Annotated in this window: 29 protein-coding genes and 1 tRNA gene; 3 read left to right on the forward strand and 27 right to left on the reverse strand. The window is 47.2% G+C overall.

Annotated elements, in window-relative coordinates:
* Nucleotides 1-293: 293 nt before the first annotated feature.
* A complete protein-coding gene (locus BLW49_RS03320) occupies nucleotides 294-884 on the forward strand; it encodes a helix-turn-helix domain-containing protein (protein ID WP_076311381.1) in 591 nt (196 codons plus the stop codon).
* An 85-nt stretch (nucleotides 885-969) separates the two neighbouring features.
* Here BLW49_RS03320 and BLW49_RS03325 read toward each other — a convergent pair whose 3' ends face one another.
* The 8 genes from BLW49_RS03325 to BLW49_RS03360 all read right to left on the reverse strand — a co-directional run bounded on the left by BLW49_RS03325 (nucleotide 970) and on the right by BLW49_RS03360 (nucleotide 9,600).
* Entirely contained in the window at nucleotides 970-2,658 is a 1,689-nt protein-coding gene (locus BLW49_RS03325; protein ID WP_076312531.1) for a ribulokinase, read from the reverse strand.
* Nucleotides 2,659-2,849: 191 nt separating this feature from the next.
* On the reverse strand, nucleotides 2,850-4,004 hold the full coding sequence (locus BLW49_RS03330; protein ID WP_076312532.1) for a sn-glycerol-1-phosphate dehydrogenase: 1,155 nt from the start codon (nucleotides 4,002-4,004) through the stop codon (nucleotides 2,850-2,852).
* A 169-nt stretch (nucleotides 4,005-4,173) separates the two neighbouring features.
* Nucleotides 4,174-5,322 (reverse strand): ABC transporter permease, encoded by a 1,149-nt coding sequence (locus BLW49_RS03335; protein ID WP_090723114.1) that lies wholly within the window; start codon nucleotides 5,320-5,322, stop codon nucleotides 4,174-4,176.
* A gap of 1 nt (nucleotide 5,323) precedes the next feature.
* A complete protein-coding gene (locus tag BLW49_RS03340) occupies nucleotides 5,324-6,448 on the reverse strand; it encodes an ABC transporter permease (RefSeq protein WP_090723115.1) in 1,125 nt (374 codons plus the stop codon).
* Between the two features lie 9 nt (nucleotides 6,449-6,457).
* A complete protein-coding gene (locus BLW49_RS03345) occupies nucleotides 6,458-7,393 on the reverse strand; it encodes an ABC transporter ATP-binding protein (protein ID WP_143042060.1) in 936 nt (311 codons plus the stop codon).
* Between the two features lie 109 nt (nucleotides 7,394-7,502).
* Nucleotides 7,503-8,654 carry a sensor histidine kinase gene (locus tag BLW49_RS03350; protein WP_090723117.1) on the reverse strand — a complete coding sequence of 384 codons (1,152 nt, stop codon included), beginning with the start codon at nucleotides 8,652-8,654 and terminating at the stop codon, nucleotides 7,503-7,505.
* Complete coding sequence (locus tag BLW49_RS03355) at nucleotides 8,641-9,348, reverse strand: response regulator transcription factor (protein WP_090723118.1); 708 nt, start codon at nucleotides 9,346-9,348, stop codon at nucleotides 8,641-8,643. Before BLW49_RS03355 ends, BLW49_RS03350 begins: the two co-directional genes overlap by 14 nt.
* A gap of 168 nt (nucleotides 9,349-9,516) precedes the next feature.
* Nucleotides 9,517-9,600, reverse strand: a tRNA-Leu gene (locus tag BLW49_RS03360).
* 296 nt (nucleotides 9,601-9,896) lie between these two features.
* Here BLW49_RS03360 and BLW49_RS03365 point away from each other — a divergent pair.
* Nucleotides 9,897-10,307, forward strand: a complete 411-nt coding sequence (locus tag BLW49_RS03365; protein ID WP_090723120.1) for a YhjD family protein — start codon at nucleotides 9,897-9,899, stop codon at nucleotides 10,305-10,307.
* On the opposite strand, the gene BLW49_RS03370 is transcribed toward BLW49_RS03365, so the two are convergent.
* From BLW49_RS03370 to BLW49_RS03390, 5 genes are all read right to left on the reverse strand, one after another.
* Nucleotides 10,304-12,715, reverse strand: a complete 2,412-nt coding sequence (locus tag BLW49_RS03370; protein WP_090723121.1) for a hypothetical protein — start codon at nucleotides 12,713-12,715, stop codon at nucleotides 10,304-10,306. The two genes, BLW49_RS03365 and BLW49_RS03370, sit on opposite strands and share 4 nt — an antisense overlap.
* 16 nt (nucleotides 12,716-12,731) lie before the next feature.
* Nucleotides 12,732-13,052 (reverse strand): hypothetical protein, encoded by a 321-nt coding sequence (locus BLW49_RS03375; protein ID WP_090723124.1) that lies wholly within the window; start codon nucleotides 13,050-13,052, stop codon nucleotides 12,732-12,734.
* A 12-nt stretch (nucleotides 13,053-13,064) separates the two neighbouring features.
* Nucleotides 13,065-13,412 (reverse strand): hypothetical protein, encoded by a 348-nt coding sequence (locus BLW49_RS03380; protein WP_256209557.1) that lies wholly within the window; start codon nucleotides 13,410-13,412, stop codon nucleotides 13,065-13,067.
* Between the two features lie 80 nt (nucleotides 13,413-13,492).
* Complete coding sequence (locus BLW49_RS03385; protein WP_090723125.1) at nucleotides 13,493-13,705, reverse strand: hypothetical protein; 213 nt, start codon at nucleotides 13,703-13,705, stop codon at nucleotides 13,493-13,495.
* Nucleotides 13,698-14,015 (reverse strand): hypothetical protein, encoded by a 318-nt coding sequence (locus BLW49_RS03390; protein WP_090723127.1) that lies wholly within the window; start codon nucleotides 14,013-14,015, stop codon nucleotides 13,698-13,700. Before BLW49_RS03390 ends, BLW49_RS03385 begins: the two co-directional genes overlap by 8 nt.
* A 126-nt stretch (nucleotides 14,016-14,141) precedes the next feature.
* On the opposite strand from BLW49_RS03390, the gene BLW49_RS03395 reads away from it, so the two are divergent.
* Complete coding sequence (locus BLW49_RS03395; RefSeq protein ID WP_090723128.1) at nucleotides 14,142-14,369, forward strand: helix-turn-helix domain-containing protein; 228 nt, start codon at nucleotides 14,142-14,144, stop codon at nucleotides 14,367-14,369.
* A gap of 124 nt (nucleotides 14,370-14,493) precedes the next feature.
* Here BLW49_RS03395 and BLW49_RS03400 read toward each other — a convergent pair whose 3' ends face one another.
* From BLW49_RS03400 to BLW49_RS03465, 14 genes are all read right to left on the reverse strand, one after another.
* Complete coding sequence (locus BLW49_RS03400) at nucleotides 14,494-14,766, reverse strand: hypothetical protein (RefSeq protein ID WP_090723130.1); 273 nt, start codon at nucleotides 14,764-14,766, stop codon at nucleotides 14,494-14,496.
* A 120-nt stretch (nucleotides 14,767-14,886) separates the two neighbouring features.
* Entirely contained in the window at nucleotides 14,887-15,126 is a 240-nt protein-coding gene (locus BLW49_RS03405) for a hypothetical protein (RefSeq protein WP_090723131.1), read from the reverse strand.
* Nucleotide 15,127: 1 nt separating this feature from the next.
* Entirely contained in the window at nucleotides 15,128-15,868 is a 741-nt protein-coding gene (locus BLW49_RS03410) for an N-acetylmuramoyl-L-alanine amidase family protein (protein WP_090723819.1), read from the reverse strand.
* Nucleotides 15,865-16,182 (reverse strand): BhlA/UviB family holin-like peptide, encoded by a 318-nt coding sequence (locus BLW49_RS03415; protein ID WP_090723132.1) that lies wholly within the window; start codon nucleotides 16,180-16,182, stop codon nucleotides 15,865-15,867. Before BLW49_RS03415 ends, BLW49_RS03410 begins: the two co-directional genes overlap by 4 nt.
* Before the next feature lie 3 nt (nucleotides 16,183-16,185).
* Nucleotides 16,186-16,482, reverse strand: a complete 297-nt coding sequence (locus BLW49_RS03420; RefSeq protein ID WP_090723135.1) for a hypothetical protein — start codon at nucleotides 16,480-16,482, stop codon at nucleotides 16,186-16,188.
* Nucleotides 16,483-16,501: 19 nt separating this feature from the next.
* A complete protein-coding gene (locus BLW49_RS03425; RefSeq protein ID WP_090723136.1) occupies nucleotides 16,502-18,529 on the reverse strand; it encodes a hypothetical protein in 2,028 nt (675 codons plus the stop codon).
* The gene (locus BLW49_RS03430; protein WP_090723138.1) at nucleotides 18,507-19,412 is read right to left on the reverse strand and encodes a putative phage tail protein; all 906 of its coding nucleotides are present in this window, start codon (nucleotides 19,410-19,412) and stop codon (nucleotides 18,507-18,509) included. Before BLW49_RS03430 ends, BLW49_RS03425 begins: the two co-directional genes overlap by 23 nt.
* Before the next feature lie 13 nt (nucleotides 19,413-19,425).
* On the reverse strand, nucleotides 19,426-19,812 hold the full coding sequence (locus BLW49_RS03435) for a phage tail fiber protein (RefSeq protein WP_256209558.1): 387 nt from the start codon (nucleotides 19,810-19,812) through the stop codon (nucleotides 19,426-19,428).
* Nucleotides 19,813-19,823: 11 nt separating this feature from the next.
* Entirely contained in the window at nucleotides 19,824-20,885 is a 1,062-nt protein-coding gene (locus BLW49_RS03440) for a baseplate J/gp47 family protein (RefSeq protein ID WP_090723139.1), read from the reverse strand.
* Nucleotides 20,886-21,311: a DUF2634 domain-containing protein gene (locus BLW49_RS03445; protein WP_090723141.1), complete on the reverse strand. Its 426-nt coding sequence runs from the start codon at nucleotides 21,309-21,311 to the stop codon at nucleotides 20,886-20,888. It abuts the gene before it with no gap.
* Nucleotides 21,301-21,711, reverse strand: coding sequence for a DUF2577 domain-containing protein (locus tag BLW49_RS03450; RefSeq protein WP_090723143.1), 411 nt, complete (start codon nucleotides 21,709-21,711; stop codon nucleotides 21,301-21,303). Before BLW49_RS03450 ends, BLW49_RS03445 begins: the two co-directional genes overlap by 11 nt.
* On the reverse strand, nucleotides 21,708-22,706 hold the full coding sequence (locus BLW49_RS03455) for an XkdQ/YqbQ family protein (RefSeq protein WP_090723144.1): 999 nt from the start codon (nucleotides 22,704-22,706) through the stop codon (nucleotides 21,708-21,710). The genes BLW49_RS03450 and BLW49_RS03455 overlap by 4 nt, the downstream gene beginning before the upstream one ends.
* Nucleotides 22,706-23,380: a LysM peptidoglycan-binding domain-containing protein gene (locus BLW49_RS03460; protein ID WP_090723147.1), complete on the reverse strand. Its 675-nt coding sequence runs from the start codon at nucleotides 23,378-23,380 to the stop codon at nucleotides 22,706-22,708. The genes BLW49_RS03455 and BLW49_RS03460 overlap by 1 nt, the downstream gene beginning before the upstream one ends.
* A gap of 13 nt (nucleotides 23,381-23,393) precedes the next feature.
* Nucleotides 23,394-25,418, reverse strand: coding sequence for a phage tail tape measure protein (locus BLW49_RS03465; protein WP_090723149.1), 2,025 nt, complete (start codon nucleotides 25,416-25,418; stop codon nucleotides 23,394-23,396).
* Between the last annotated feature and the right edge of the window lie 207 nt (nucleotides 25,419-25,625).

The raw sequence follows: 25,625 nt of genomic DNA on the forward strand, positions 1-25,625 counted from the left end.
CTATTAATCTATGAAAATTATGGAAAGATGACACGATTATATTTGATTTTTATGAAATCAAATGTTTGTCCATTTTTGAGTCTTTAGGCCTATTTTTAATCGGCTTTACCCTGTTTTCGTTGGTCTATACTAACTCCACATACAATTAATAGGAGAAAAACGAGCGGATTCATAGTCCGATTTTCCCTTAACAAGGCTCCTCGTATATGAATATGCTTTCAAAGGTGGTTATGTCGACACTTGAAACGACTGCTTATTTTGTTGTAGTATTTGTTTAAAAAATCGGAGGAAATATGCCTAAACAACAAGAACAACATTCGATCCAGGCGTGGTCTCTGATCAACCGCAAATATCTGGGAAAAGGCGTACGCGTAAAGCGATTCCGCAGGCCGACACGCTGTCAGGTTCGCAACCGTATATTGCTTGCCGTGCTCATGGCAAACGACATCAAATTATCACAGTTGGCTGAAGATCTCTCGATCTCATCAAGAAGTGTCAGCGCATGGGTGTATGAAGGTCGAATTCCTGGAAGCACTAATCTGGATAAAGTATGTCAATTACTCGGTTATCCGCGCCATATTTTGTTTAATGAAGATGTCATTAGAAGCAGTCCTGTCATTTGTCAGCCGGAACCATCCCGATTTATGAAGCGAACGGTTACGCGCTCGCCAGTGAGCAATCGGATCTTAACCGGATTATGCATGGTTCATGACTTATCCGTTACAGATGTGAGTCACTGGATTGGAGTACACCCGGGAACATTCCGTAAATGGCTTCATCAAGGAACGATGCCCTCTTCGGCTTTCCAGGATCAAGCAGAACAGTTTTTCAAAGTTCCAAAATCGATTCTTTTTGCTGATATCATTTTAAAACAGAATTCATAATATCTCCCTTATGGGTAAGAGAGCACTCCCTGCATGAGCTGACTGCTTCTGCAAGGAATGCTCTTTTTTTACCTTCTTACCTTGTTTATACACGTACGGTTTGCCCAGCAGCTTCTTCCTTAAGAGACTTCAGCTTCTTCATCACAGAATGGGGATCATGACCGAAATAATCGTGCAGTCGATTATACTCTGCATATATTTTTTCATAAACCTCAGAATGCGCTGGTATCGGTTTGAAGGTCTCATCTCGAACTCTCGCCATCCTTGCCGCTGCGTCTTCAATACGATCATATCCGCCTGATTTCGCTCCTGCGGCAACAGCTGCGAACATAGCTGCTCCTAGAGCAGCCGTTTGGGTTGAAGCAGCTACTCTGATCTCACGTCCAATGATATCTGCATATATTTGCATGAGAAGTTTATTTTTCTGAGGCAGCCCTCCGCATGCGTATACGATATCTACATTCAAACCACCACGCTCAAATGCATCGATGATCTTGCGAGTACCGAAGGCCGTTGCTTCAAGTAATGTTCTGTACAACTCTTCCGGCTTCGTCTGCAGCGTATACCCTATAATCAGTCCGGTCAGATTGGCATCCACCAAGGTGGATCGGTTGCCGTTCCACCAATCGAGGGCGAGCAGCCCGGTCTCTCCAGGCATGTATGAAGAGGCTTTATTCTCCAGCCATTCATGTACGGTGAGTCCTTCCTCTTCAGCCCATTCCTTCACTTCAGAAGGCACACCGTTCTCTACAAACCAGGCAAAGATATCGCCTACAGCTGTCTGACCGGCCTCATAGCCATAGTATCCAGGAATAATACCATTTCGAACGACACCACATATACCCTCTACTTCCAGCTCCTCTTCTCCGAGCAGCAGATGGCAGATTGAAGTACCCATTGTCATCACCAGTTTACCCGGCGTCACAACGCCTACAGCAGGCACTGCCGCATGAGCATCCACATTCCCGACAGCTACCGCAATCCCTTGGGCAAGGCCCATGGCGTTCGCCATCTCCCGGGATAATCCGCCAGCCCAGCTCCCCTGTTCAAGAATATCGCCTCGCAGCTTCGTTTCTATCACATGTTCAAGTCTTGGATCGAGAGATTTGAAGAATTCATGGTCCGGATATCCTTCATCGTGATGATAGAACGCCTTGTAGCCTGCTGCACATTGGCTGCGCTTCAGCTCACCGCACAGCTGCATGATTATCCAGTCTCCCGCTTCAACAAATCGATCTGTAAGCTGATAAATATCCGGTGCTTCATTTAGGATCTGCCAGACTTTTCCGATCATCCATTCCGATGAAGATTTACCGCCATATCGCTTAAGAAAGACTTCTCCGCGCGCTGCTGCAGTCTCATTAATCCGGTCAGCCTCACCCTGAGCCGCATGGTGCTTCCAGAGCTTTACCCAGCTGTGCGGATGGCTTGCGAGCTCGGGCCTTAGACAGAGGGGCTGACCTAACAGATCAATAGGCAGCATGGTGCATGCGGTAAAATCGATTCCGATTCCAATGACGTCTTCCTTGCCTATACCCGCTGCCTGCATAACTGCCGGCACCGAGGTCATAAGCACCTCCATGTAATCCGCAGGATGTTGAAGTGCCCAATCCATTTCCAGCTTGTGACCGCTTACAGGAAGCCTCTCATCAATAACACCGTGCCGATATGGAGTAACATGAGCAGCTGCTTCGGTTCCGTCAGACAGCTTCACAAGCACTGCCCGACCCGATTCCGTTCCATAATCAATACCGATCGTATATTTTTCGCTCACTTCGCACATTTCGCTCTTCTCCTTCAACTCCTATGTCAATACCATCTATTATAAATTTGTACGTACAATTTAACTGTTCTTAACCTATTGGTTCTATAATTTATAGATTCGCGTAAATAAAGGACCTTTTCAACTTCGGTAGTTAGGAGAAAAGGTCCTCGCTGCTGATATTACAGCCTGCAAATTCCCGACTATGCCTCGTGCCCTGTCTTTATCTCATTTAAATATTTGAGCCCTGTGTATCTCGCTCTTAAGGTATGCGCGGTCCTCATCGCACGCTCCAGTTGTTCATCGGTTACACCGAGCTCTTGGATCGTAGAGGGGCCTCCTGTGCGGCTGAGCCATTGCTGCATTTGCTCTCTCGCAGGCAAATCCTTGTAAGCATCAAATGCTTCTTCCTGCCCGCTCTCATAGAGCGAACGGTATACATCTGAGAGCAGGGCTGATGCAACGCCAACTTTTGCTCCATGCAGAATTGCTTTTTTACCCTGCTGAAGGAACTCCATCTCCAGACGATGAGAAATATGATGCTCCCCTCCGGAGGCTGGACGGGAGTGATCAATGATCAGCATCGAGATGCCAGAAGCAATCAGCGCTTCCATCAGAATTCTAACTCCCTGTTTGCTGCCCTCGGCGATCTCATTCACGTGATGAACACACTCCATCAGCGCTTCTTCCGTCATCCGGTAGGCAAGCGGACAATACGGTTCTTCTCCAAGATCACGTGATATTTTCCAGTCGGCAAGGGATGTGAATTTACCGAGCATATCACCAAAGCCAGCAGCCGTCATCACTTGTGGAGCCTTCGCCAAAACGCTCAAATCTGCAAAGATCGCCTCCGGCGGGATCGCTTGAAAGGTCTGTTTCGTACCATCTACAATAAGAGGGGCACCTGCGGAAGTGAAACCATCCACAGACGCCGCTGTGGGAACAGATACAAAAGGCTTGTTCATCTTGAAGCAAACAAATCGGACAAGGTCATGAATCGTACCGGAGCCAACTGCGATGACCGCATCGGTATCCTTCGAGACACCTAACAGAACTTTAACGATAAATGCTTCGTCTGCGACAACCTCACCTCCAGTGTTTCCAGGCAGGAACAGCTCTTTAGTAATGACTCCCGCTGATTTTAGATAAGTGATGATTTCATCGCCTGCAGCTTGTTTGGTATGCTCATCAAAGACAACCGTCACTTTTTTATAATTCTGCTTGCTAAGATAAGGGGTCAATTGCGCAAGTGCCCCATCCTCCAGACATATATGCATTTCTACCGTACGGTGCGGATTACCGCATGTACATTGACCTGCTTCCTTATTCCACTCTGCAATACGTTCATTCAAACTTATACCCATCATCCAAACCTCCTGTATGCTCGTTTCTACTCCTAGTTTCCAATATGTACGTACAAATTGTCAAACAAAAATAAAAGACAGCAAGGATGCTGTCTCTTATTCAGGAACCCAGCTTAACTCAGGGTTATTGATGTTCTTCTCGAGATTAGGCGAAATCCTGAATTTAAATAAAGGTTCTTGTATCATTGTTTCGACTGAAATTATAGATTGCGACCAGCGTAAGTGCAGCAGCAAAACCGATCAGAGTAAGCAAATTCAAATATAGTCCGGCCAGCGAAGCTCCGTTCTGCAGCTTGTTGACAGTCTCCAGAAGCCAGTATTGCGGCATGAAGCCTGAGAGCTGTCTGAAACTCTCTGGAATGATCTCGAGAGGAAAATAACATCCGGCAATCAGACAGCTGGGTGTAATAATCAGATTTTGGAGTGCTCCTGCCATTCTGGCCCCTTTGGCAAAAGAGATGATCAGGAGTGCTAAACCGATGGCGGTCAAACCGAATAACATCATAATGATAACAAATTGTATCGCAGGTATTCCCGAATCAATGTGCAGCACTTGTTTCATGAAGAACACTGTAATGATGATCTGCACAAACAACATGATAAAATTAACGATCACATTAGATAAAACGTAAGTTTTGGATGATATCGGTGATGCCATGATCCGGAAAAATGTCCTGTTTTCTTTCTCTTTTAAAATAAAAGAAGTCAAGTTAGCCGAGGAGAACATCATAAGCGCAACGAGGAAGCCAATCGTTTGGTACGTCGCATTTTTAACTGCCGCCGTATCCTCTACCTTCACGGAAGAGAGCTTAAAGCGCTGAGTACTGTAATCCTCGTAGAGCGACATGAAGACTTCCTGATCTCCTGCAGCATATTTTCCGAGCGCTGCAACATTACTAATATAGCTGTGAAGCATGGATTTTACATAGGCGGTTACCTCGGCTCCCTTTACAGATATCATTTCGATATGATCCGGAGCACCCTTCTGGACACTTGCTGCAAAGCCTTGCTTAAAGACGACCGAAGTATCTGAATTTCCCGCTGCAATATCCTTCTTCATGGTCTCTTCATCCGTAACTGTAATCTGAACCTTGTTTAGCTGCTGTAAAAAGGAGATCGTATCTTGTGTGACCTTATGCTCTCCATCCAGATTAACGAGGGTCACCCGCAGAGGAGCACCGCTGCCTCCGCCATAAATCGCCATACTGACTAATGCCGCTGCTATAGGAAGAACAAACAGAATTAAAATATTCACTTTTTTTCGAAGCACGCTAAGTATGGTTTTTCTCGTCAGCCATAGCAGATCCTTCATTCTATTCTCCCCCTGTCTTATGCATAAATGCTGCTGAAAACACAAGCAGGAGAGCACTAATGCCCACATTAAGAGCAATAACCGGAATAACGGCTGCTGCATTACCTGCAAATATAACTTGCATTAGTGCCTGGTTAGACCAATAAATAGGCGAGAAATGAACAATATAGCTAAGCAGACCATTCTCTGTATGGATCGGGGCATAAGCTCCCCCTACAAAAGAGGCAATTTGGATGATGATGACCAGAATGGCATGACTTGCTCCATCTTTAAACAGATAGCTGCAAGCAAGACCCAAACTGACCGCGAGGAGAACTTCAGTGAATAACAGTCCAAATACGGCAGTATAGCTTGAGCCCCAATCTGCTTGGAATACATACTTGCTAAACAACACAACCACAGCAACACATAGAAAGTTTATCAACGTAGATGACAAGATTTTGCCTGTGAATATCGCTTTCTTGGAAACAGGAGAGGCGTACAAGCGAATATAAGTTCGACGAGACACTTCGCCTCGAATTAAATAACTTGCAGATAATGCACTGTAGAGAGCAATCATCGTAGACATGGTAATGGCGTAATAATCTATGGAGCTGGGTTGCTTATCCCGGATTAATGAGGCCTCCTGAATGAAGCTGCCATAAGCGTATTTTGCCTCTATAATTTGCTCAAGCGCCGCTGGGTCAGACTTTCCTACTGCAGAGAAGAGATTATACTGATCCACGAACGAGGTAAGCATCCCCTGGACAATGTTATTCTCAATAGAATTTGTCGGATTACCGAAATACAATATCCCATCATTGGTTAGCTCTGCATAAGCGGTATGCTGATCTTCCTGCATCAACTTCTGACCATCGATCTCTTTTGTTGCTAAAGTGATCGCTACCCCTTCCTGCTCAAGCGCATCCATAAAGCCCGACCAGGAAGCACTCAGCTGTTCTTCACTAGTATGATCTGTATACATCAAGCTCAAAGAGTCCATTTCGTAATCGCTGGAGAAGGCATTCGTTAATGCACTCCCAAGAATAAGCATCAGAACGATGGGGAAGGCGATCATGAATATAAACGTTTTAAAATCCCTTAACTCTGTCAGCAATTCTTTCCGAATGATATGAATAATGTTCATTTTATCCCCCTAATCCCGCAGTTTACGACCTGTTAAGGTTAAGAATACGGTTTCCAGATTAGGAGCCTGCTCTTCAACAGAGCGAATCTCAACTTCATGAGTCATTAATTGATAAATCAGCTGATTGAGATTATTTACTTCGGATTTAGACCTGATTTGAATCATTTGATCGTCTGCCTCCACCTCGATCACTCCGTGGATCTGCTTCAAAAACTCGATATCAAGTGGAAGAGCCGACTTATATCCGATCCAAATATCCTTCGTGTCTGTAATGGTTGAAGTAAGCTGTTCCTTCGTTCCCTCCGCGATGATCTTGCCATGGTCTACAATCGCGATGCGGGTACAGATCTCTTCGACCTCTTCCATATAGTGACTCGTATATATGATTGTACAGCCCATCTGATTCAGCTTCCGTACAGAATCCAAAATATAGCTTCGGGACTGCGGATCAATACCCACCGTTGGCTCATCCATAATGATCAGCTTCGGCTGATAAGCGATGGCACAGGCAATATTCAATCTGCGTTTCATACCACCCGAGAAATTTTTGGGATATTGTTTAGCTTTATCCGTGAGTCCGACAAAATTTAGTGCTTCCAAAGACCTCTCTTGCAGCTCCTTTCCCCTTAAACCGTACAAGCCTCCAAAAAAATGAACATTCTCATACGCGGTCAGATTCTCATAAATGGCTATATCCTGCGGTACGATACCAATATTCATCTTGGCAAACCTGCTGTTTTTGGCAATATTTTTACCGAGCAGACGAATTTCACCTTTGGATGCACGAAGCAGAGAAGAGATCAAATGAATTGTTGTACTCTTTCCCGCACCGTTGGCACCGAGAAAACCAAATATTTCTCCTTCACGAAGCTTTAAATTCATATGATCTACAGCTACAAAATCCCCAAATTTCTTGGTAAGTCCCTCAATTTCCAGAACGTTCAATGCAATCACTCCCACTTCCCTGAATCTTGCTTTCCTTTTCTTTCTATAGCATAAAGAAAAAGGATGAACCTACAACAGTGCATAAGTTCATCCTTTGATATGAGAAGTTTCATGAAGAACGAAGATGAGAATTCTCCGGCGCTTGTCCATGAGGCAGCAGAGTAATGACGCTGAAGCCGTTCGAGCCATCCACGACGACCGTCCCTCCCAGCGCTGCTGCTCTTTCCTCCATTCCAGAAATACCGAGCCCTTTTACAATCCGGCTAGCGCCGATTCCATTATCGGAAACGACAGCCCGGATCAGCTGATTGAGCACCTGGATTTCAACATGAATCTGATCCGCATTCGCATATTTAATCGTGTTCGTTACGGCTTCCGTCATATTTTGCTGTATGATTCGAAAATGAAGAGGCGTAATATGCTCAAGATCACCGCTATGCATAAACGACGTATGAATCCCATGCTTTGCACTTATCTCATCGACAAACAGCCGCAGCCGGTTCATCCCCATTTCTTCAGGCCTAGGCTTCATCTCCTTCAGGGTAACTCTGATTTGTTCAAGTCCCTCTTTTGATATCCCGATCGCATTGTCCAGCAGCTCTGCCGCTTTGGCAGGATGGCTGACTAGCATGGTTTTGGCTGCCTCCATCTGAATGAGTGCCCCAGCCATTGAATGACCAATCTCATCATGGATGCGCTGTGATAATCGGTTCCTTTCTTCCAGCTTAATTGTATATTCCGATTGCTTAAGGAATTCCTGGTTCTCCTGCAAGGATCGCCTCAGCCTGTCCATATCAGCCTGGATTGATTCGTATTTCTCGAATTGATTATTCACCACCGTTTTATAGTGCCTGACAGCAGAATAAGCCAGAAATATGAATCCTGAGGTGAGCAAATAATGAAACAGAATAGAGCTTGGAACTAAGCCCAGTGTTATAAGAAAGAACAGGAACGGATACACCGAATGATTTTTCAGGGAGATGGATATCTCATAGAGGCTGATTGCTAACAGCAGCAGAAAAGAAACATGAATAAATACTGCACATCCGATAATCCACCCGATGGTTAGTGCATGAAGGCAGAGTATAGATTTGTGATTCCTTAGAATAAGCATCATGCAGTTAAGAGATATGTATATCAGCACAGAAAAAATAAACCATCTCTGATCTTGATCAGCGCCGAGCACCGTGCCTGAAATATAGACAAGCAGAATCAGCCTGCAGCCGACCATCCACAATTCGTAATAATTAAAGCTCTTCATCTGAAACCCGTACTTCACCAGTTAAATAGTAAATCGCAATTTGCGTTCGATGGGCAAGTCCCGTCTTGTTTAATATAGAAGTAATATGGTTAGCCACCGTTCCCTCCGATAAAAAAAGCTTCTTGGCGATCCCTTTATTAGACAGCCCTTTTGCGATACAGCCCATAATATCTAATTCGCGGTCCGTAAACAAACTACGGTCTATATGATCCGTATGACTTGGTATGGATACAGATTCCGGGATCGTTTTCTGATGGGCTGAAATTGGGTGGCTTGAGCTAGGTAAGCTTGACTTGATCTTATCAAGTACAGCACCTTGCAGCACATGATGATTCCGGTTGACACTTTTAATCGCATCTCGGATTTGCTCTGGGTCATTATTCTTGAGAAGATATCCTCTAGCCCCAGCCTGTATCGCTTCAAAGACAAACTCATCATCGTCAAACGTCGTTAATATGAGCGGTCTTGTCTGTGTCAGCTGTACAATCTTCCTTGTGGCTTCGACTCCATTCAGATTCGGCATCCGAATATCGAGCAGGGCCACATCCACTTCGTGCTGCTGACAATATTGCACAGCCATAGCACCATCCTCGACCGCTGCCACGACTTCAAATTCCTCAAAGCTGGACAATATAATTCTCATTCCTTCGCGAATAAAGGAATTATCATCTGCTATCAATACTTTGATCTTCATATTAAGCCCCTTGTATAACCGAATTTAATCTCTACATTCATTATATGCGAATCCCTATTCATAATTAAGACCATAATTCCTATAAAATGGAAGTATTGAGGCAATGCAGCTCGGCATCTGTACAACAAAAACAGGCTTCCGGTATTCCGGAAGCCTGTCTGGATAGGATGCGGTCGAGAGGACTCGAACCTCCACGGGGGTTAGCCCACACGGACCTGAACCGTGCGCGTCTGCCAATTCCGCCACGACCGCATATTTGGCGCGGTTTTACCCGCTTTTCCTGTGCGTAATATTCCGATTGATTCGCAAGGATTTTTCGGACGGCTCACGGTAGGCTTTACGTATGCTTGACGTTAGGCTTTTCCGTTTCGTGCGTCGTTTTAAATCCGTGCGCGCCTCAACCACGCAAGAAAAAATATACCACGAATCGACACGGAGTGTCAACGCAAAATAAGAGAGCGCAATCACTGCGCACTAGCCGGTCTTGTGTACGTTGCTAACTCGGTATATAATACGAATATATGTTCGTAAAACGGAGATGACTCGAAATGGCTACACCCGCACAAATAACCGATGATGAACGGACGCTCGTTAAATATCACGTTATCCTCCCGCTTGTCTTAACCGCATTTGAACGCGACGCGGCGATTATGCGCGAAACGCTTAAGACGCCCGAGCCGTACGTTGAGAGCATCGAACTCGCGATGAATATTGTTACGCATGACATAACGGAGATTAAGCGCTTGTTCCGTAGTCGCGGAATCAAAGTATACGAATTGACGCGTGATCCCGACGCAGTACACGCGAAGTTTCAATGCCGCGGATATCACGGTCAAATGTCGTTAAGATGGGCGTTTATAGCGCCAGAAGCCGCGATACTCATGCGCAAGTATCTCGGCCTCGACATCTCGCAATATGATAACGTTGTAATACCGGAATCTCTCCGCATCAAACGTTAACGATACGCGCGCTCACGTTGCTTAATTTCCGCGAGTACTTCCGCTATTGGTCGCCCGTATAATCGCGCATGTTCCTGCGTGAGTTTCGCGTTATCAGCCGTGCTGTACCGCTTGCCGACCGGTTGAAGTGCGTCACATACGAATGGCGGCGCGTACTCTCCCTCAACGAGCCAACACGCTATAAACTGATATTGCTTCGTTGCTTCAAACGCAGACTGCGGATCGGCGAAAGTTTTGGACAGATACGGGAGCAACCGTTTATACGTATCGAGATGCGTATTGCGGAAAAGGTGCCAATTAACCGACGCGGACAATAACGTATCGACGAATCCAGGATACGCCTGGAACGCGCTAAAATCGTGGAACGCGATAATTGGCGCGAGCTTATACTTCGGACCTTCACGCAGCATCCGTTTCGTAAAGTGGACGAGGCCGCGCGATAAGAATTGATGCGGTTCGTTGAGTACGAGGAACGTTCCGGCGCCGCGCCCATCCTGCGCTAGTTTAATAAGAAACGTTAACATGACGAGCCAATAACCGAGTATCTCCTTTAAGCGCTCAGGCATCGGAATACCGTCCGGCATTTTGCAACGTATAATCACGACTTTACCTTCGCTAATCCAACGGTATAGATCCATCGCTTTATCGGCTGATTGCGCGAACATCGGCTTAAGAAACTCGCTCCCCGTTATCTGGCTGATTCGCCGCAAGACCGGCCCGTAAATTTGCCCCTGCTTCCCTTCCGTCATCTTATCGAAATCGCGCCACGTATCCATATCGAATAGGTGCTCGTTAGCTGCGATCATCTCTTTACGGAATTTACCCGATTGGAACATCGCCTTCATATCCGTAAAGTCGCCGCGACATACCTTCGCTGCTGAACGCGTAAAGTCGGCCGTTTGAAACTTATCCTCGTCACCATCCGCGAGTAAGAAATCCGTCAAGTACTCCGCTATCACATCGGCCGCAACGCGCTCGTCGCTAATATTGCGGAATATCGATTGCAGTCCGAAGTATGGCGCGTAACTCGTATCCGCCAAGTTAATGTCGATAACGTCATCCGGGTCCAAGTGATCGCGCACAGCGTTAGCCATGCCGCGCCAGTTACCGGAGCTATCCCGATTCTGCTCGTCGATAAAGTCCGGAATGACCGCGCCGATACCGTGCTTGCGCTTCGCCTCAACGATAAGATTAACGATGTGTTGATCCTTGCCCATACGCGGCGACCCGTTAACTACGCGTGGCGTGAACAGTTTATCCGGTTGATTCGTCGGAATGTGAACGTTAAGAGTCGCGCCCCGATCCGTAGCCGTTCCCGCTAATATGCCGCGTTCATTTCGGAAGGCTGCCGGTAACTCAATTTCAATGCGCCGATTCGACCGCAACTGATCCGCAAACTCCGCCTGCAACTCCGCCGTTGGTAATTGCGTTAGCTTGCCGACCTCATCAACGCTCATCATATTCGGATTAAACTCGCGCATATTCCAACCGATTTCAGCGCGTCCTCTAACGTTTATCTTAACGGGTTCGAGACGATTATCGCCCGCCAGTTCCCCGTACGCATTAGCTACTGACCGCGCAAGCATTCCGCGCTTAATTGGATCGGCCGCTGTTACCGCATATCGTATCGTCGTGTTAAACGCAGGCAAATTACGCTTATTTCGCGTCAAATTAGAGAGTTCACCGTTAACTAATAGTTCGGCACGGTCTGGATTCGGAAGCGCTAATTTCACGGTATTTTTACGTGATTCCGACGCGCCATGATAGAACGTCCGCTCGATGCCGATAAGTACGTCGTCGATTAGCGATTTTGCTTCGTAAAATACATGCGTTAGGAGTCCGCCGATTGTTCGGAGAGCGCGCAGCGGATCGAAGCCGGGCCGATACGGGACACCGCCTCTATCCCACGTTTCCCACGCGTAGTCGGCGAGTTTCTTCCATTTATTCCGCGCGATTGATTCCGTACGGATAAATACGTTAACTTCGTCACCGGCGCTCAGTTCGTTAGTCACGCCGAGCAAATCGCGAACCGGCGTATTTTGCTCGTTATAGCGGAAGTCCAGCGAGAATATATCGTGACGGCGATACTTGAGCGCGTATAGATCCGTATCCATTGCGTCCGGAAACGCGAAGTCATCGACGAGTTCGAGCGTTGATTTACGCCATTGCTCGTGATTGCGAAATTTAATCCGGAAGGCATCCGCGAACTCCGGCGGCATCGCGCAGTAATATTCGATTGACTCCGTTGATAAGCGCGTAATCCACCAGAAGTCCGGACTCGGCTGCGAGAACAGGCGGAGTGATTTCGTTTCCTTTACGGAGAACAATTCATATAGTGAACGCTGAAAATTACGTGATGCCGAATTAAGTACCGATGAGTGCGGAATAATACGATAGACGGCGCGCATATAGTTCCCCTCCCTTCTATATAAGTACGCGCCAAATTACGCCGACCCAAAATGTCGTGAACAATCGACCGATCCACGGGTTCTTATCGCCAACCAGCGGAGACACCATCATGCCGGCCGCACATGTTACGATGCCGAGCGTAATGATTTCCGCTGAGTTGTCGTTAAGGAGTGCGATACAGTTGCGGAATAATTCGCCGAGCACTACGCCAAAGTCTGACGCGATGTTACCGAGCGAGTTGGCGATTAGCTCGACGAGTTTGCCAGCTACGCTATTTTCAAACGGATTAAGCGCGGTTTCTGGCTCCGTTATCATTCCGTTAATTCTTACGATCATATCGTCCGCCTCCTATAACGTTTTGAGCCAGTTACGGATATCGACCGCGTGCCGAATGATAATGTAGCCGATACTTCCGCCCATAATAAATTCGAGCGCCTTCGTGCGATTCCCGAACATCCACGTAACACCGCTAAACGTAATGATGCCGACGCACAACCAATCCGCCATATTTAATACGGTGTGAAATACGTTATTCCACGTATCAGCGCCGCCGCTCGCTGCGAATACAGTCGCGGGCATTAACGTTAAATGTACGGTCGAAGCTGCGGTAACTACCGCTTTATAATCGCGCTTATTCTTAGCGACAATGTTGCCGGCGGACCATGCGGACCAGTCGAGTACTTCCGTTTTACTCATCGTGTATCAATCCTTTCGATGTCGGTAATAATAACGACAAAACCATCGGGGAGTGAGCGCGTATGATATTCGTTCTTGGCCTAATTGCCGGCGGTACTATCGCCGCTATCGTTAACTGTTTCGTTTAGTCGGGAATTTAACCCGGCTTTTTTATTTACCATTGTCGCGTATAAAACCGCCTTTACATATCCGCTAAAATTGTTCGCACTCTCCGCCATCACCCACGCTAATAATTCGTTTTGGTGCGCGTTATCAACGTTAAAGTTAACGCCCTTTCTCACGTAATTACTCATGCGTTATACCTCCGATACTTGCGTTAATGTTGCGCGGTGGAGCTGGTGTATTTTGCGTTGTCGACTTCGGTGATTCTTCCGTTGCTTCCTCCGTTTTCTTAGCGCGAGATCTGCGCGTGCGTTGCGAATTTGATGCGCCAGTTACACGCGACTTTAACTCTGCGGAAAGTATTTCGATAGCCGCCGCGAGTTCTTCCGTTACGTCTTCCGCTTCGATAACCTGCTGCGCATAATCAGCGAGTAGCCCTCCGAGTATTGGTTGCGAAACCTCTCCAGCCATTTTCTTAAGTAGCGTTTTGCTCATCGTCATGTTGCGATCGCCTCCTACGTTTTACGTATGTTTGATGTTATGGCGGACCGCTTGACCAAAATGACCACAGTTTTGAATTAATTTTCATAGAGTTGTCCACACTTACTAGTAAAGGAGTGGATAAACATGGGACTAGGAAAGCCGCGGAGTAAGTTGGGCACGTATATTGATAAGCGTGGAATTAAACAGAAGGATCTCGAAGAGTGGACGGGCCTGAGCCGCAATGAGGTCGGTAAGTTATGCGCTGGAAATGGGCGCGAGGTTAACCCGTATCCGAATACGATGGTCAAGGTAATCAGCGCGCTCAGAAAACGTGGACATGACGTGAAAGCTGCGGACTTCTGGACGTTGTAGCCGTCCTTAAACGACGAAAAGGGAGCCACCCGTTTCCAGGTCGCTCCCTAGCGCAATCGCGTAGGCGATCGCTTTACCCCAGCGTATGCATCCGGGCTTGTATTAAATGCGTGTCCGAATAAATTTAGAAGAATCCGCCTGCAGCGGAAATAATCATAATGACGATGCCTTGTATCTCGCGCTTCTCCAATTTGTACGATAAGAACCCGAAGACGATACCGAGCGCAGCAATAAACGCGGTAAACGGTAAGAACGAGATAAGTGCACAGACCCAGCCGATAAGTGCGAATATAAAACCGCCCGCGTACCCTTTACGCTTGTTAGTCGGTTCGCTCTCTACTTTATCTTTTGTTATGCTTACGTCATTTTTGACTTCCCAATCTTTTCCGATACCCATCGCTGATCACCGCCCATTTAATGTATACAAATTGTAACATTTATCCTATAAAAAGAAAATAGCCCACCTACGATAGTCCTACGTTATTATAAGCAAGACTCCGCTGGTGGGCGTCATTATTTATTCGGTTTTCACCTTACTGAACGTGCCTTTACCGATATCGTACAGTTTACACGCAGCAAGACCCGCCATAATTCCGGTCATAACTCCGTCCGCAACCGTCTCATGCGGAATATACAAAAGCCCCGCAACTAGGCCGAGCGCCATCGATAATAGCGGAATCCATTTCGCGTCAACGTACATTTTCGCAAACTCTCCGATCGCAATAATTACCGCTACAACTACGCCAATTTCGTACATATTAACGTGCCCCTTTCGTCGTAATAGTCGCTGTCTTCGTTTTGTTATCCCACGCGATATCTGCGCTGTAATACTCCGCAACTTCGCGCAAGGGTACGTAGACTGTTCCGTCAATTAATACGCCGTCCTTCGCTTTCTTCGCGTCGATGACTACGTTCGCTTTATCTACGCGCACATCATCCGCCTCCTTTAATCCGTAAACTTCAACGATGCCTGCAACGATTGCCTCCGCACATTTTCGGCGGTAAGCATCCGTTTTAAGTAGCGCGGCTTCTTCGCGATTATCCATAAAGCCGCACTCGACGAGGATTGCCGGCATCTTCGTTTCGCGTACCATGTGCAAGTCGCCCGTCTTAACTCCGCGATTACGGCGCCCTGTTTTCGCAATGAGTTGCGCCTGGACTGCGTTCGCGAGTTTAACAGACGCGGTCGATTTCGTGGAGTAAATGAATGTCTCGATTCCTTCCGCGATTCCCCACGTTCCAGCCGCTGCGTTCGCGTGGATAGATACGAGAATATCCGCGCCCCAAGCGTTAGCGGTTTTAGTCCGCGTACTCAATAGAACATCCGTTTTACCCGTTACATCGTGCGTAAATTTCGTTTCGACACCGTCATATGCCGCGAGCATTTGCGCAACATAATTCGCAACGACTGCGTTAAATTCCCATTCGCGCATGGAACCGTCGGGGCAGCGCTTGCCTAGCGTGAAGTAGCCGTGGCCGGCGTCGATTACGATTTTCATCGCGTTCCCTCCCTTCCGTTTACTACCGATTTGATATCGTGAACATCGAGCGCCAAAGTTTCGTACTGACTTGCGAGTGTTTCAAAGCGTGCCGTTAAGTCTTCCGCGAGCGTCATTAAGCGGTCCTCGCGATCTTTTGCTTCGTCTTGGATGCGGACCTCACGTTCGCGTGCTTCCGATTGAATGCGTTCTTCGCGCGCTTTCGCTTCGTCTGACAAGCGGCGTGCTTCGCGTAGTTGATACAAAAAGAGCGCAACAAAAAGGACGGCGAATATACCGTCCTTAAGAGCAGCGTTTATGAGTGCGGTATCCAGCGTCTACACCTCCTCTAATATGTTATCCACTACATGCCACAGATCAGCTTCCCTATATTCGTTAGCGGGCTTGCCTGGAGCAAACTTAGGGGATTCGGACATTAATAGCATATAATTATCACCTGAAATTGTAATGCTTTGAGTCCTTAATAGCTCACCATTTTCGCTATAGTATCCGATCCTCACATCGATCCTGGATGATGGCTTTGATTCATATATTTCTTCTAAAGTTTCGTAAGATACAACTACGTTGCTTTGAACTGACTTAGTCACTAAAATTGATTTGTTTGAAGTCCGCACTAAGAATCACCCTCCATCTTTAGATTTTTTCGACAGCAACCCAGGTAATAACGGTATTTGGCTCCGATGATTTTATTTGGAACGAGTTAGAAGATAATTCAGCAAAAGTGATTATTGCTGATTTTCCCATTGGTGTCGCTACTATATTCGGTATATTAGCACCAAAGGGTTTCGGGAAAGTGATTGTTGTGAAAGTGTCTGCCGATCCAGTTGTAACAGTATTGCTTTGGACCATTGGTTTATAAGCTTCAGCAGAGATATAGTCTATCATCGTCACTGCTGTATACGGTACGACAATACTTAGAGCATCTGCTCCCGATTTAGGTACGGAAACACTTACTGTCTGATAAACACCTCCATCACCGGATAAAGGAATGTTTAAATTTTTCAGTACTCCCCCGACTATATCTAAAATGCGCACTTGTAAAACCGTATCACTTGATTTGATCCTCAAGTTTACCTGGAGATCTTCCTTGTATTTAAATCTAAACAAAGTCATAAAATCATTTGCTGTTCGTTTAAATACATAGCCTCCGGTGATAGAGTCTGGATCATAGGCGGCGGTGAATGATGTTTTGACTCCTTGACAATTCTTTACTAAATCAGAACCCGAGTATAATTTTCCCGGTATTAAGTACGGTGTTTCATAAAGAGTGTAGCTATTTGAGTCGATCTCCACAGAGCCTAATGCGGTAGCTGCAATCATTTGTAGTTTAGGGGATGGGACCGTACCATCTTGGAACAGTCTATTTTTGAAAGATGAGGTTACAGAAGAGATGCGGAGTATGGAATGTGCCGCACCAGGCCCATCAGAAACCTGAAAGAATGCACCTGAATCATTTACGTTAACCAACGAAACACTTATGTTATAAAACCCATTAAAACGAAATAATGAATCTGTAAATGTCGTTACTCCGTCAGTGAATTTGTGTTTACTCATTCCATGCAAATTCATTTGCCCGATAGTTAATCCATCAATATATCCTAGACTGAACAAAGGGATTTTTGTTAGTCCGTCAAACTCAGACTTAGTTTTGATGTGTGTTCCGATATTAGAATAGGCATGTGTAAAATTATGTTCATAACTCATGGATACAATAATGATGTTAGATGCTAGTGCTCCGTTTGATGTCTCCAAAATCGTGCCGCTAACGCCTTCTACATCTAAATCTTGAATCAAGATACGAGAAGTATTTGACATGTTGTCTTGCATTACTGTATCGATGTAGATCATTGAATTTTTCGTATAACTATCTCGGATGTACAAACGACTAATGTCTATCTCCCATATATTCTTAGCATATATTCCTCTACTTTGTGCGTTATAGAAGCCAATATCAAAAGTAGCCCCATATACGTACTCAAGACACAATTGAGCGACAGAAGTCGGCTTGCCCGTATCATCAAACCCGATATCTATTAAGCTCGAATTGTATATTTCATCAGTAACAGCATTAGGCGGTTCTGAGAAATCCTGTCTTCCTCCCATTTTGAGCGTGAATCTTTGTCCTGTCTCATATGGCGATAGATAAGTTCTAAAACGACCGCCGTAACCAAATGAAATTTTGGATGCACCAACTAATTTAATACTATCTTTGTTGATAAACCCCTCTTTCATCTCGTACTTACCTTCTTGAAATTCAATGATTTTAATATCCACATCAGTTTGTGCTATAGCTAGAATAGGGGCATTATCAAAATGAAAGTCACTCCGCATACCAATTTGTTCTGCCAATACTCTCCCATTGTGGATAAGAACAGCTTTTAAACCATCCTTAATATCGAATATCGTAGCACCATTGCTGACTCTTCCGGCATCCGATACTATTTTGTAGCTTGCCGCACCTCCATCGCCAGGAGTGTAAAATCCATTAGTATGCATAACACTACCCGATCTCGGCTTACTGTAAGATAACATTGCATTAATATTTTCTAAGGGAATAGCAGAATCGATAAGGTCGAAATTTTCATTAAACTCATTAAATTTCACTCTGTCAACCTGAGACCAAGTGTGCAACCCTAGGTTACTTGTTTTTCCGCCGCTCAAATGAGTCCCCTCCTTCGTAAGGTATTAGGAATGATTCCTCTAACTCTCTGCATGTAAATTGTTCAGCCTGTTCCCAAGTTAAATCGGAGAGTTCAACTTCCTCCCACGGTAGATAAGTCGGAACGAACTCGTGCTCAAGATGCGCCGGCAGCACCGCGTTAACTTCCCGTTCCATCTCGCTGATATTATCCGGCACTCCGCGCCTACTCCATATCGTAGTTGCCACGCGAAATTCATTCGGTTTCTCCTCGACCGTGCAATCGTAAAACTCGTTAACGATCTCGGTAAACTTCGGCAATGTTACGGTTCCGATTCCGCGTCTACGCTTAATCACTTCGGCCCGGCGCGCTTCAAGCGATTTGGTCCGGTCCGTGACGATTCCGCACTCCGCTTCAAACCGCGTAATACCGATGTCCGTCGCAGTCTCCGGATAAAACTCGAACACCAACGCTTCAACTAGCGCATGTAGGCGCGTCGCCTCGCTTGCTTCCGCCTGGATCATTGCGCTGACTACCGGAAAATCACCGTAATATCGCGGCAAATAATCGGTCATTTCGGCGCGTATATCACGGTCAGTACGATACGCTTCCATCCGAGTACTAACGGTTATTTTCGCGCTAATCGTGCGGTATTTCTTAACGTCAAGAACCGCGGCCTTGGATGCGGATGTATTCGCGGAAGCAATGCGCACAACTCTCGTCTGTTTAGCGCTGATAGATGCAGCGGTGATAACGCTTGACTTCGCGAATTGACGCTTAATAGCGGTTGAATCCGCTACTGTTCCCGAAGATATTGCCGCGGCAGTTGTGGACGTAACGCGAATAAGGCGACCGCTTAAAGTCGCCTCTGATACGCTATTACTTGCGATAGTAATTTCCGCCAACTATAACGCCCCCTTAGTCGAGCGTCACCGTGATATCGCCCGCGTTTATCTTAATCTGATCGCCGGCCGGTACGGATTTACTCGTAGTCAGCACGGACGAAAATAAGAGATTGCCGCCAGTTACCGCGTCAAAAAGACCGATATGCGTAACCGTTCCCCACGCGGCAGTAGCTACCGGAAACAATACGTCGGCCGCCGTTGCTGTCGCTCCGATTGTCGCGGTATTAAACGTAACGGCTTGCCTTGCGTATGCTCCTCCGCTTACTTCCGTTCCCGTACCGGCGTCAGTTGGATCAGACGTAAAAAGCGCAACGTAAATTCCAGCCGGAACCGTGTACGCTGTGCCTTTCAAAACGTGATTAAGGATTCTATTTTCAAGATAATCGGACATTCCCGGCATCTTATTTCCCCCTATTCGGACACGACAATAGCGCCCATAACCGCGACTTGATCCTCGTCGATTAGGACGTTACCCGTTCCGTTATTTATCGTTAGATTCTCGTAATCGATTACGTCTTCCGCATTAAGTATCGCCTCGCCCACTTTCGAATACCGGACAACTCGATCGTTAAACGCGAGCCCTTCGAGATAAGCGCGCACATTCGACCGGACCTGCTCAACGGTGGTATTAACGTCTGCTCCGTCTCTTAGCGTAAGGACCATCCGCAAGTTAACGAGCACTTCTTCAACGCCAACGACCGTAACCGCTGCGTTAAGTGGACGCTGACTCTCGATATACGCGGCTGCTTCGTCAATAACGTTCTGACTCGGCGCGGTCTTGTCGTCCGCAAGTAGCGATACTTTAACGGTGCCAGGACCATTCCATGCTCGGAATATACGCGCATCAAATACGCCGGCAATTTGTTTCGCCCACCGACGATAATCCGCTTCGTTGCCGGTTGTGGCCGGCGTCTGTACATCTTCGAGATAGCGCTGTAAAAACGCTTCGTCCGTCTCCTCATCGAATCCACCGCTAAGTGGTTGCGGATTATTTACCGCGATAATTCCGTTAAGCTCGCCATTAACAAGCGTGATTGTTCCGGGACCGACGTTACCGGACACGCCGCCTATCTGCGCTTGGATCATTACGGTAACTGCGCCGCTACTTCCGATCGTTGCCGCTTCCGTTGTCTCAAACGCGACAGGCGTTTCGCCTCCGGTTGATAGCGTTGTTCCCTCCGGAATCTCCGTGCCTTCCGGACCCGTAAACGCAACAAAACCAACGGCAACAACCGCTGGCTTCTTCGTCAGGCCACGTTCCCTCGCGCGCATTTCGAGGTAAGGACCGTATGATGTTTGGGCGAATCCGAGATTAAGCACAGTATCCAATGCGATATAGGCTCGCGCTAATTCAATCGTCATTTTCGATTGCATATCGTACACAACCGAGCCCTGACGCTTATCAAACTCGTCGCCATACGAGGAAAGAATCCTCGCTAAAATTTCCGAATTAGTTTCCGATTCGAAAGCCAATTATAACGTCACCTCCATGCCGAACGCGCCGAGAACGGAAGTTACCGTAAACTCAACGTACACGGCGTCGCCTTCCTGCGTTATTACAAAATCATCCACCGCGCTAATTCGCTCATCGTATATTAACGCCTCCGTTATTGCGCGTGGTATTTCCGCAGCTAGTAATTCAAACGATGAATCACCGCCGAGCACGTCTTCGAGTTCAGATCCGTAATCGTCGTCGTAAATTAAAAAGCGACCACGCGCAGTGCGGATCGCTTTGAGTATGAATTGTTTGAGCGCTTCGATTCCGTCAACCATTCCGCCAATATTTCCGTTCGAAAAGTCGAGCGAATACGTCTTTGACGGAGCTTTTGTCTGGACTATCGTAGAGCTCTCCGTTTCTAACGCCGTAACCGCAGTTTCCGCGATTGGACTAAGCGCCATTTAAGATCACCGCCTTATCGAGTACAACGTAAGATTGGCCGGCCTTTATTGACGCTACGATAACGCGATCTCCGGCTTTAAGCGGAGACTTAACGGTGACTTTAACGGAAGATGCCGCGATGTTCCCGAGTCCGTGAGAGTGAGACGGCGAACCTGCGCTTGTGGTGCTTCCGCTAACCGGAATGCTGAACGATATCTCGCGTTCAATGTCGGTTAAGTGTTCAGCGATAATCACGTCGTCCGCTTCGAGTTCAATCTTCATGTTGTCGATTTGAATGCGCAGATTCGGAAGCGGCGCGATTACCGTTGCGAGTTCGATATCTACGTCCTTGTTGTAGCCAAGCGTTTTAATTACGCCGCTGAGCTTCGCAAATCCGGAACCTTCGATTATTTCGTTCAATCCTCCGTCACCTCCACGTAATCAAGTTGCGGTAAGTCATCCGTTTTCGATATCGTAACGTCCATCAAGTGCGTGCCGTTTTCGAACGTATGTGTATCAGCCGTTACGTAAAAGCCGCCGATAAGCTTCGTCATATCTTCGAGTACATAAACGGATGAGCCCGTTACCACATCGATAAGTCCGAGCGCCGTTACCGTTGCCTCTTCGTTCGGTTTGCTGAGTTCCTTTAATTTCTGCGCTGCGAGCTGGTTGATCTGCGACTGGTTCGAGTCCGAATCGGCCGTTTCCGGATGCTGCATCGTTCCGTACAACTTAACCGCGCTATCGTTTTTAACCGTAGCTGTCAGCGGTTTATCTTTATCGCCGCCCGTAACCTTAACGACGGTACGCGTCTCCTCTATCGATTGAGTCCGTGAGGCACCCGTTATATTAACGCCGTTTTCGAGTATCCAACGGACAATAATGTCCTTGCGCTCGGCCATGTAGAGTTTGCCTTTACGCGAGTACACGTATAGACGCTTGCCGTTCTGCTTACGTGTCTCTGTAAACGCAGTAACGAGCATATCCCATAACGTCATGTCACGTAGAATCAGCTTCGGAATAACGTAGCCGGACGCTGCGAAAGTACCCGCGCTAATATCAAACGCCTGACACAACTGCTTTGCGATAGCCGTCGCCGTCATCTTCGTAAACTTGCGCGTATCCGAGTTCTTCGTAAGATACACGTTCTCATCGTACGCGGTAATCGACATGCGTCCGGAATGGTCAATCGTAGTACTAAAAATAACGCCCCGGAAGACCTCCGCGCCGTTTACGTGAAATCGTATTTCCTTGCCGAGCTCGAACGTTACCGCCTGCATTTTACCGTTAATCGTATTAGATAACGTAACGATAAGCGTACGATAAGGAAGCGGAATGTCGCCCGACCACTTGACGCTCTGAACGATGGGATCGATGTAGCGACCGCCGTATTCAATGTTATATTCCGTTGCCATTACGGGATCACCAGCTTCGTTCCGACTTTCAGCGCGTTAGGATTCGGGCCGATTGCGGATTTATTAGCGTCGTAAATCTTGCGCCAGTCGTCTCCGTTCTTATAGACTTTCTGCGCGATTTTCCACAGTGAGTCACCGGACTTAATCGTATACGACTTCGGCGTCGTCTTCTCGTTAGGACGCTGCTTCTCCGCTTTCTTCGCGGCGGAAGACGTTGACTGAGCCGTACTATCCGAAGTCTTACGGAACGATACGAATACGTACTCTTTCAACGTTAACGTATAGTAGATATCGCCAGGCTCACCGCCGCGTTCTTCGTATGTGAAACTCCGAATAGTGACCGCGAGATTTATCGGCGTATTCGTTACGATGAAGCGCACCGGTTTACCTGACCGTTGCCAACGTTCGATCATCTTAACGGTCTCCCACGGATCTTTTAAACGCGGATGCTCGCAGAAGGACGGATTATAATCGCGTGGGAATAACGAAGAAAACGAGTATTCGCGCAATCGGTTATTTCCGATAACGGTATACTCGCCTAGTTGCGTAACGTCTATGTCCGTGAATCCGTGCGTTGATGTTGCGGATAGTGACCGGGGATTAACCGGCAACCAAAATACTTCTGCGTTATTATTAAACTTGAGCCAAAACTGCGGCCGCTGTCTTACCGTCATTTACCGTCCTCCTTTACACTGCGAGTTTTCGTGCGATTGCGTCAGCCAGTCGTTCGGCGTCCGCTTCCTCGCGAATAACCGTTCCGTACATATTAACGACAACGCCTCCACCATGACCCGAACCTGCGCCACCGTCACCGCGATATTTGCGCGCTTCGGTTGCGTTAAGTACCGTTTCATCCTTGTGTAATAACGCTGGATAACGGTGATAGGGAACGCGGTCAAGTCCGCCGGAATGCGGTATTGCATTTTTCATAAAATTCAAGTTCGACTTAGTGATCTGTTGGGCCGATGGCTCTGAAAGCATGTTGAGTGGTGTGCCGCTCTTATTACCGAGTTTATTTCTACGCTCAGCTTTAAGACGAGCGCTGTCTTCTTCTGCGTAACCGCCCATCCATTCAGGTAGCACGTCACCAGTGAAGTCAAAGACCTTATTAACTACGTCGGTCTTGAGTGTGCTCTCTACAGCAGTAATAGGTGCTTGACCAATCCCATCCAATATGCCCTTTACGAGCGCAGTACCCATGCTTACACCGATAGCTGCAATTCGAGGAACCGCCGCTTCAAGTGTTGAAAGCATAAAGCTTGTCACATCACCAGTAAGTTCTCTAACTCCTGCCTTACCGCTAGATGCCCACCAGTCGTCAAATAAGTCTTTGATCTTACCAAAAGTAAAATCAACCTTTGCTGAAAGTGTAGGCAAATTACGGAACTCAGGGTTATCAATAAAGTTTTCCATTAGATATCTCTTAGCGCCATTGACCGCATCTTCCATTGCCTTAGTAATCGCGGGCGAATATTTGTTAATGAAGTCTGCCGCTGCATTAGCGAGATCCTTAACGATCGGTAATGTTGGAAGCATAGCGGAAATTTGTAACGTTTCCCATGCGCCCTTAAACTGTTCAACCGCACCGGCTGCGTTATTCATTTTCTCTCTCGCGACATCGAGCGCAGTTACCTTAAGCATCTCGTCGTAGAACTTTTTAACGCCCGCCGCACCTTCTTTATAAAGGATATTTGCTGCACGAATACCGTCAGTTCCGAACAAATCGCGCAATGCGTCTTGGCGTTCACGTGCGGTTAGATCGCTTAAAGTGGTACGCAAAACTCCGGCAATTTCGTCAAGCGACTTAAGCTCGTCGGAAGCGTTGTAAAACAGGTTAGCGCCCTTATTCGTCATGATGCCGAGATCCATCATAGCCTCGCGCGCTCTCTTCGTAGCCGGCGATAAATTCAGGAGCATCGACTTAAGCGACGTACCCGCGTCCGATCCCTTGAGACCGTTATTAGCAAACAATCCAAACGCTGTATTCGTATCCTTAAACGACATCCCGACGCCATCGGCGACCGCACCGACTGCCGCAAGTGAATAGCGCAGTTCGTGTACGCCTGTTGCCGACGCATTCGCCGTTCCCGCGAGAATATCCGATGCTTGGGCCGCAGTTAATCCGTCCTTCTTAAACGCGTTAAGTGACGTCGACATAATCTCCGCGGCTTCCGCAAGTTCGAGACCGCCCGCCGTTGCGAGGTTTAGCGCAGCATTAAGAGCGCCCGCTTGAACTTGCGCCGGCGTTATTCCCGCTTTTAATAGTTCCTCAATACCTTTCGCAGCCTCTAGCGCTGAGTACTTCGTTTGCGCGCCTTGTTCGAGTGCGAGCGCCTGCATCTTCTTCATTTCCGCCTGAGTCGCGCCAGTTAACGCCTTAATCGTAGACATTTGCGCTTCAAAATCCATCGCCTTATTTAACGATGAATAACCGAGGTAACCGGCAGCTCCGACGCCGATAGCTCCGATACCTAACGCGCCGCCTGCCGCCATTTTCGATAAGCGTCCGAGCATGCCAAGCGCGTTTTTACCTGCGTTACCGAGTCCATCGAGTGCAGCTTTTTGTTTGTTGATCGCGTTAACGGATCTACTCGTATCCTGCGTGAGACGAGCGTTAGAATCACGTAATTTATCAGTTGTATTACGGTAATTATCTGTCGATTGTTTAACTTGGCGGAGTTGCCGTTCAACGTCTTTAAGCGGAGAAGTCATTTCGTCCTTAAGCTTGAGTTTCGCAATCAGATCAAATGCTATTGTTGTCTCCTCCTTTCCACATCAATTCGTCGCGCTTCTGCCTCTTCTTCTTCAAAAATCAACTGCATTGACGCAAACATAAAGAGTTGGTGCCGGCGATCCTTTGAATAAACTTCATCCGGCGGAATATGATGACGCTGGAATATTGCGTGCAACAGTCCGGCC

Source organism: Paenibacillus sp. PDC88 (assembly GCF_900106725.1).
In the GTDB taxonomy this organism is placed as follows: Bacteria; Bacillota; Bacilli; order Paenibacillales; family Paenibacillaceae; genus Paenibacillus; species Paenibacillus shunpengii.

What these genes read in the sequence shown, in the direction of transcription:
- BLW49_RS03405 (WP_090723131.1), bottom strand. Translation starts at nt 15,126, where the DNA reads ATGTACGAAATTGGCGTAGTTGTAGCGGTAATTATTGCGATCGGAGAG.
- BLW49_RS03355 (WP_090723118.1), bottom strand. Translation starts at nt 9,348, where the DNA reads ATGAAGATCAAAGTATTGATAGCAGATGATAATTCCTTTATTCGCGAA.
- BLW49_RS03410 (WP_090723819.1), bottom strand. Translation starts at nt 15,868, where the DNA reads ATGAAAATCGTAATCGACGCCGGCCACGGCTACTTCACGCTAGGCAAG.
- BLW49_RS03395 (WP_090723128.1), top strand. Translation starts at nt 14,142, where the DNA reads ATGGGACTAGGAAAGCCGCGGAGTAAGTTGGGCACGTATATTGATAAG.
- BLW49_RS03365 (WP_090723120.1), top strand. Translation starts at nt 9,897, where the DNA reads ATGGCTACACCCGCACAAATAACCGATGATGAACGGACGCTCGTTAAA.
- BLW49_RS03455 (WP_090723144.1), bottom strand. Translation starts at nt 22,706, where the DNA reads ATGGCAACGGAATATAACATTGAATACGGCGGTCGCTACATCGATCCC.
- BLW49_RS03385 (WP_090723125.1), bottom strand. Translation starts at nt 13,705, where the DNA reads ATGAGTAATTACGTGAGAAAGGGCGTTAACTTTAACGTTGATAACGCG.
- BLW49_RS03375 (WP_090723124.1), bottom strand. Translation starts at nt 13,052, where the DNA reads ATGATCGTAAGAATTAACGGAATGATAACGGAGCCAGAAACCGCGCTT.
- BLW49_RS03370 (WP_090723121.1), bottom strand. Translation starts at nt 12,715, where the DNA reads ATGCGCGCCGTCTATCGTATTATTCCGCACTCATCGGTACTTAATTCG.
- BLW49_RS03445 (WP_090723141.1), bottom strand. Translation starts at nt 21,311, where the DNA reads ATGGCGCTTAGTCCAATCGCGGAAACTGCGGTTACGGCGTTAGAAACG.
- BLW49_RS03335 (WP_090723114.1), bottom strand. Translation starts at nt 5,322, where the DNA reads ATGAAGGATCTGCTATGGCTGACGAGAAAAACCATACTTAGCGTGCTT.
- BLW49_RS03460 (WP_090723147.1), bottom strand. Translation starts at nt 23,380, where the DNA reads ATGACGGTAAGACAGCGGCCGCAGTTTTGGCTCAAGTTTAATAATAAC.
- BLW49_RS03390 (WP_090723127.1), bottom strand. Translation starts at nt 14,015, where the DNA reads ATGACGATGAGCAAAACGCTACTTAAGAAAATGGCTGGAGAGGTTTCG.
- BLW49_RS03435 (WP_256209558.1), bottom strand. Translation starts at nt 19,812, where the DNA reads ATGCCGGGAATGTCCGATTATCTTGAAAATAGAATCCTTAATCACGTT.
- BLW49_RS03320 (WP_076311381.1), top strand. Translation starts at nt 294, where the DNA reads ATGCCTAAACAACAAGAACAACATTCGATCCAGGCGTGGTCTCTGATC.
- BLW49_RS03465 (WP_090723149.1), bottom strand. Translation starts at nt 25,418, where the DNA reads ATGACTTCTCCGCTTAAAGACGTTGAACGGCAACTCCGCCAAGTTAAA.
- BLW49_RS03350 (WP_090723117.1), bottom strand. Translation starts at nt 8,654, where the DNA reads ATGAAGAGCTTTAATTATTACGAATTGTGGATGGTCGGCTGCAGGCTG.
- BLW49_RS03400 (WP_090723130.1), bottom strand. Translation starts at nt 14,766, where the DNA reads ATGGGTATCGGAAAAGATTGGGAAGTCAAAAATGACGTAAGCATAACA.
- BLW49_RS03340 (WP_090723115.1), bottom strand. Translation starts at nt 6,448, where the DNA reads ATGAACATTATTCATATCATTCGGAAAGAATTGCTGACAGAGTTAAGG.
- BLW49_RS03380 (WP_256209557.1), bottom strand. Translation starts at nt 13,412, where the DNA reads ATGAGTAAAACGGAAGTACTCGACTGGTCCGCATGGTCCGCCGGCAAC.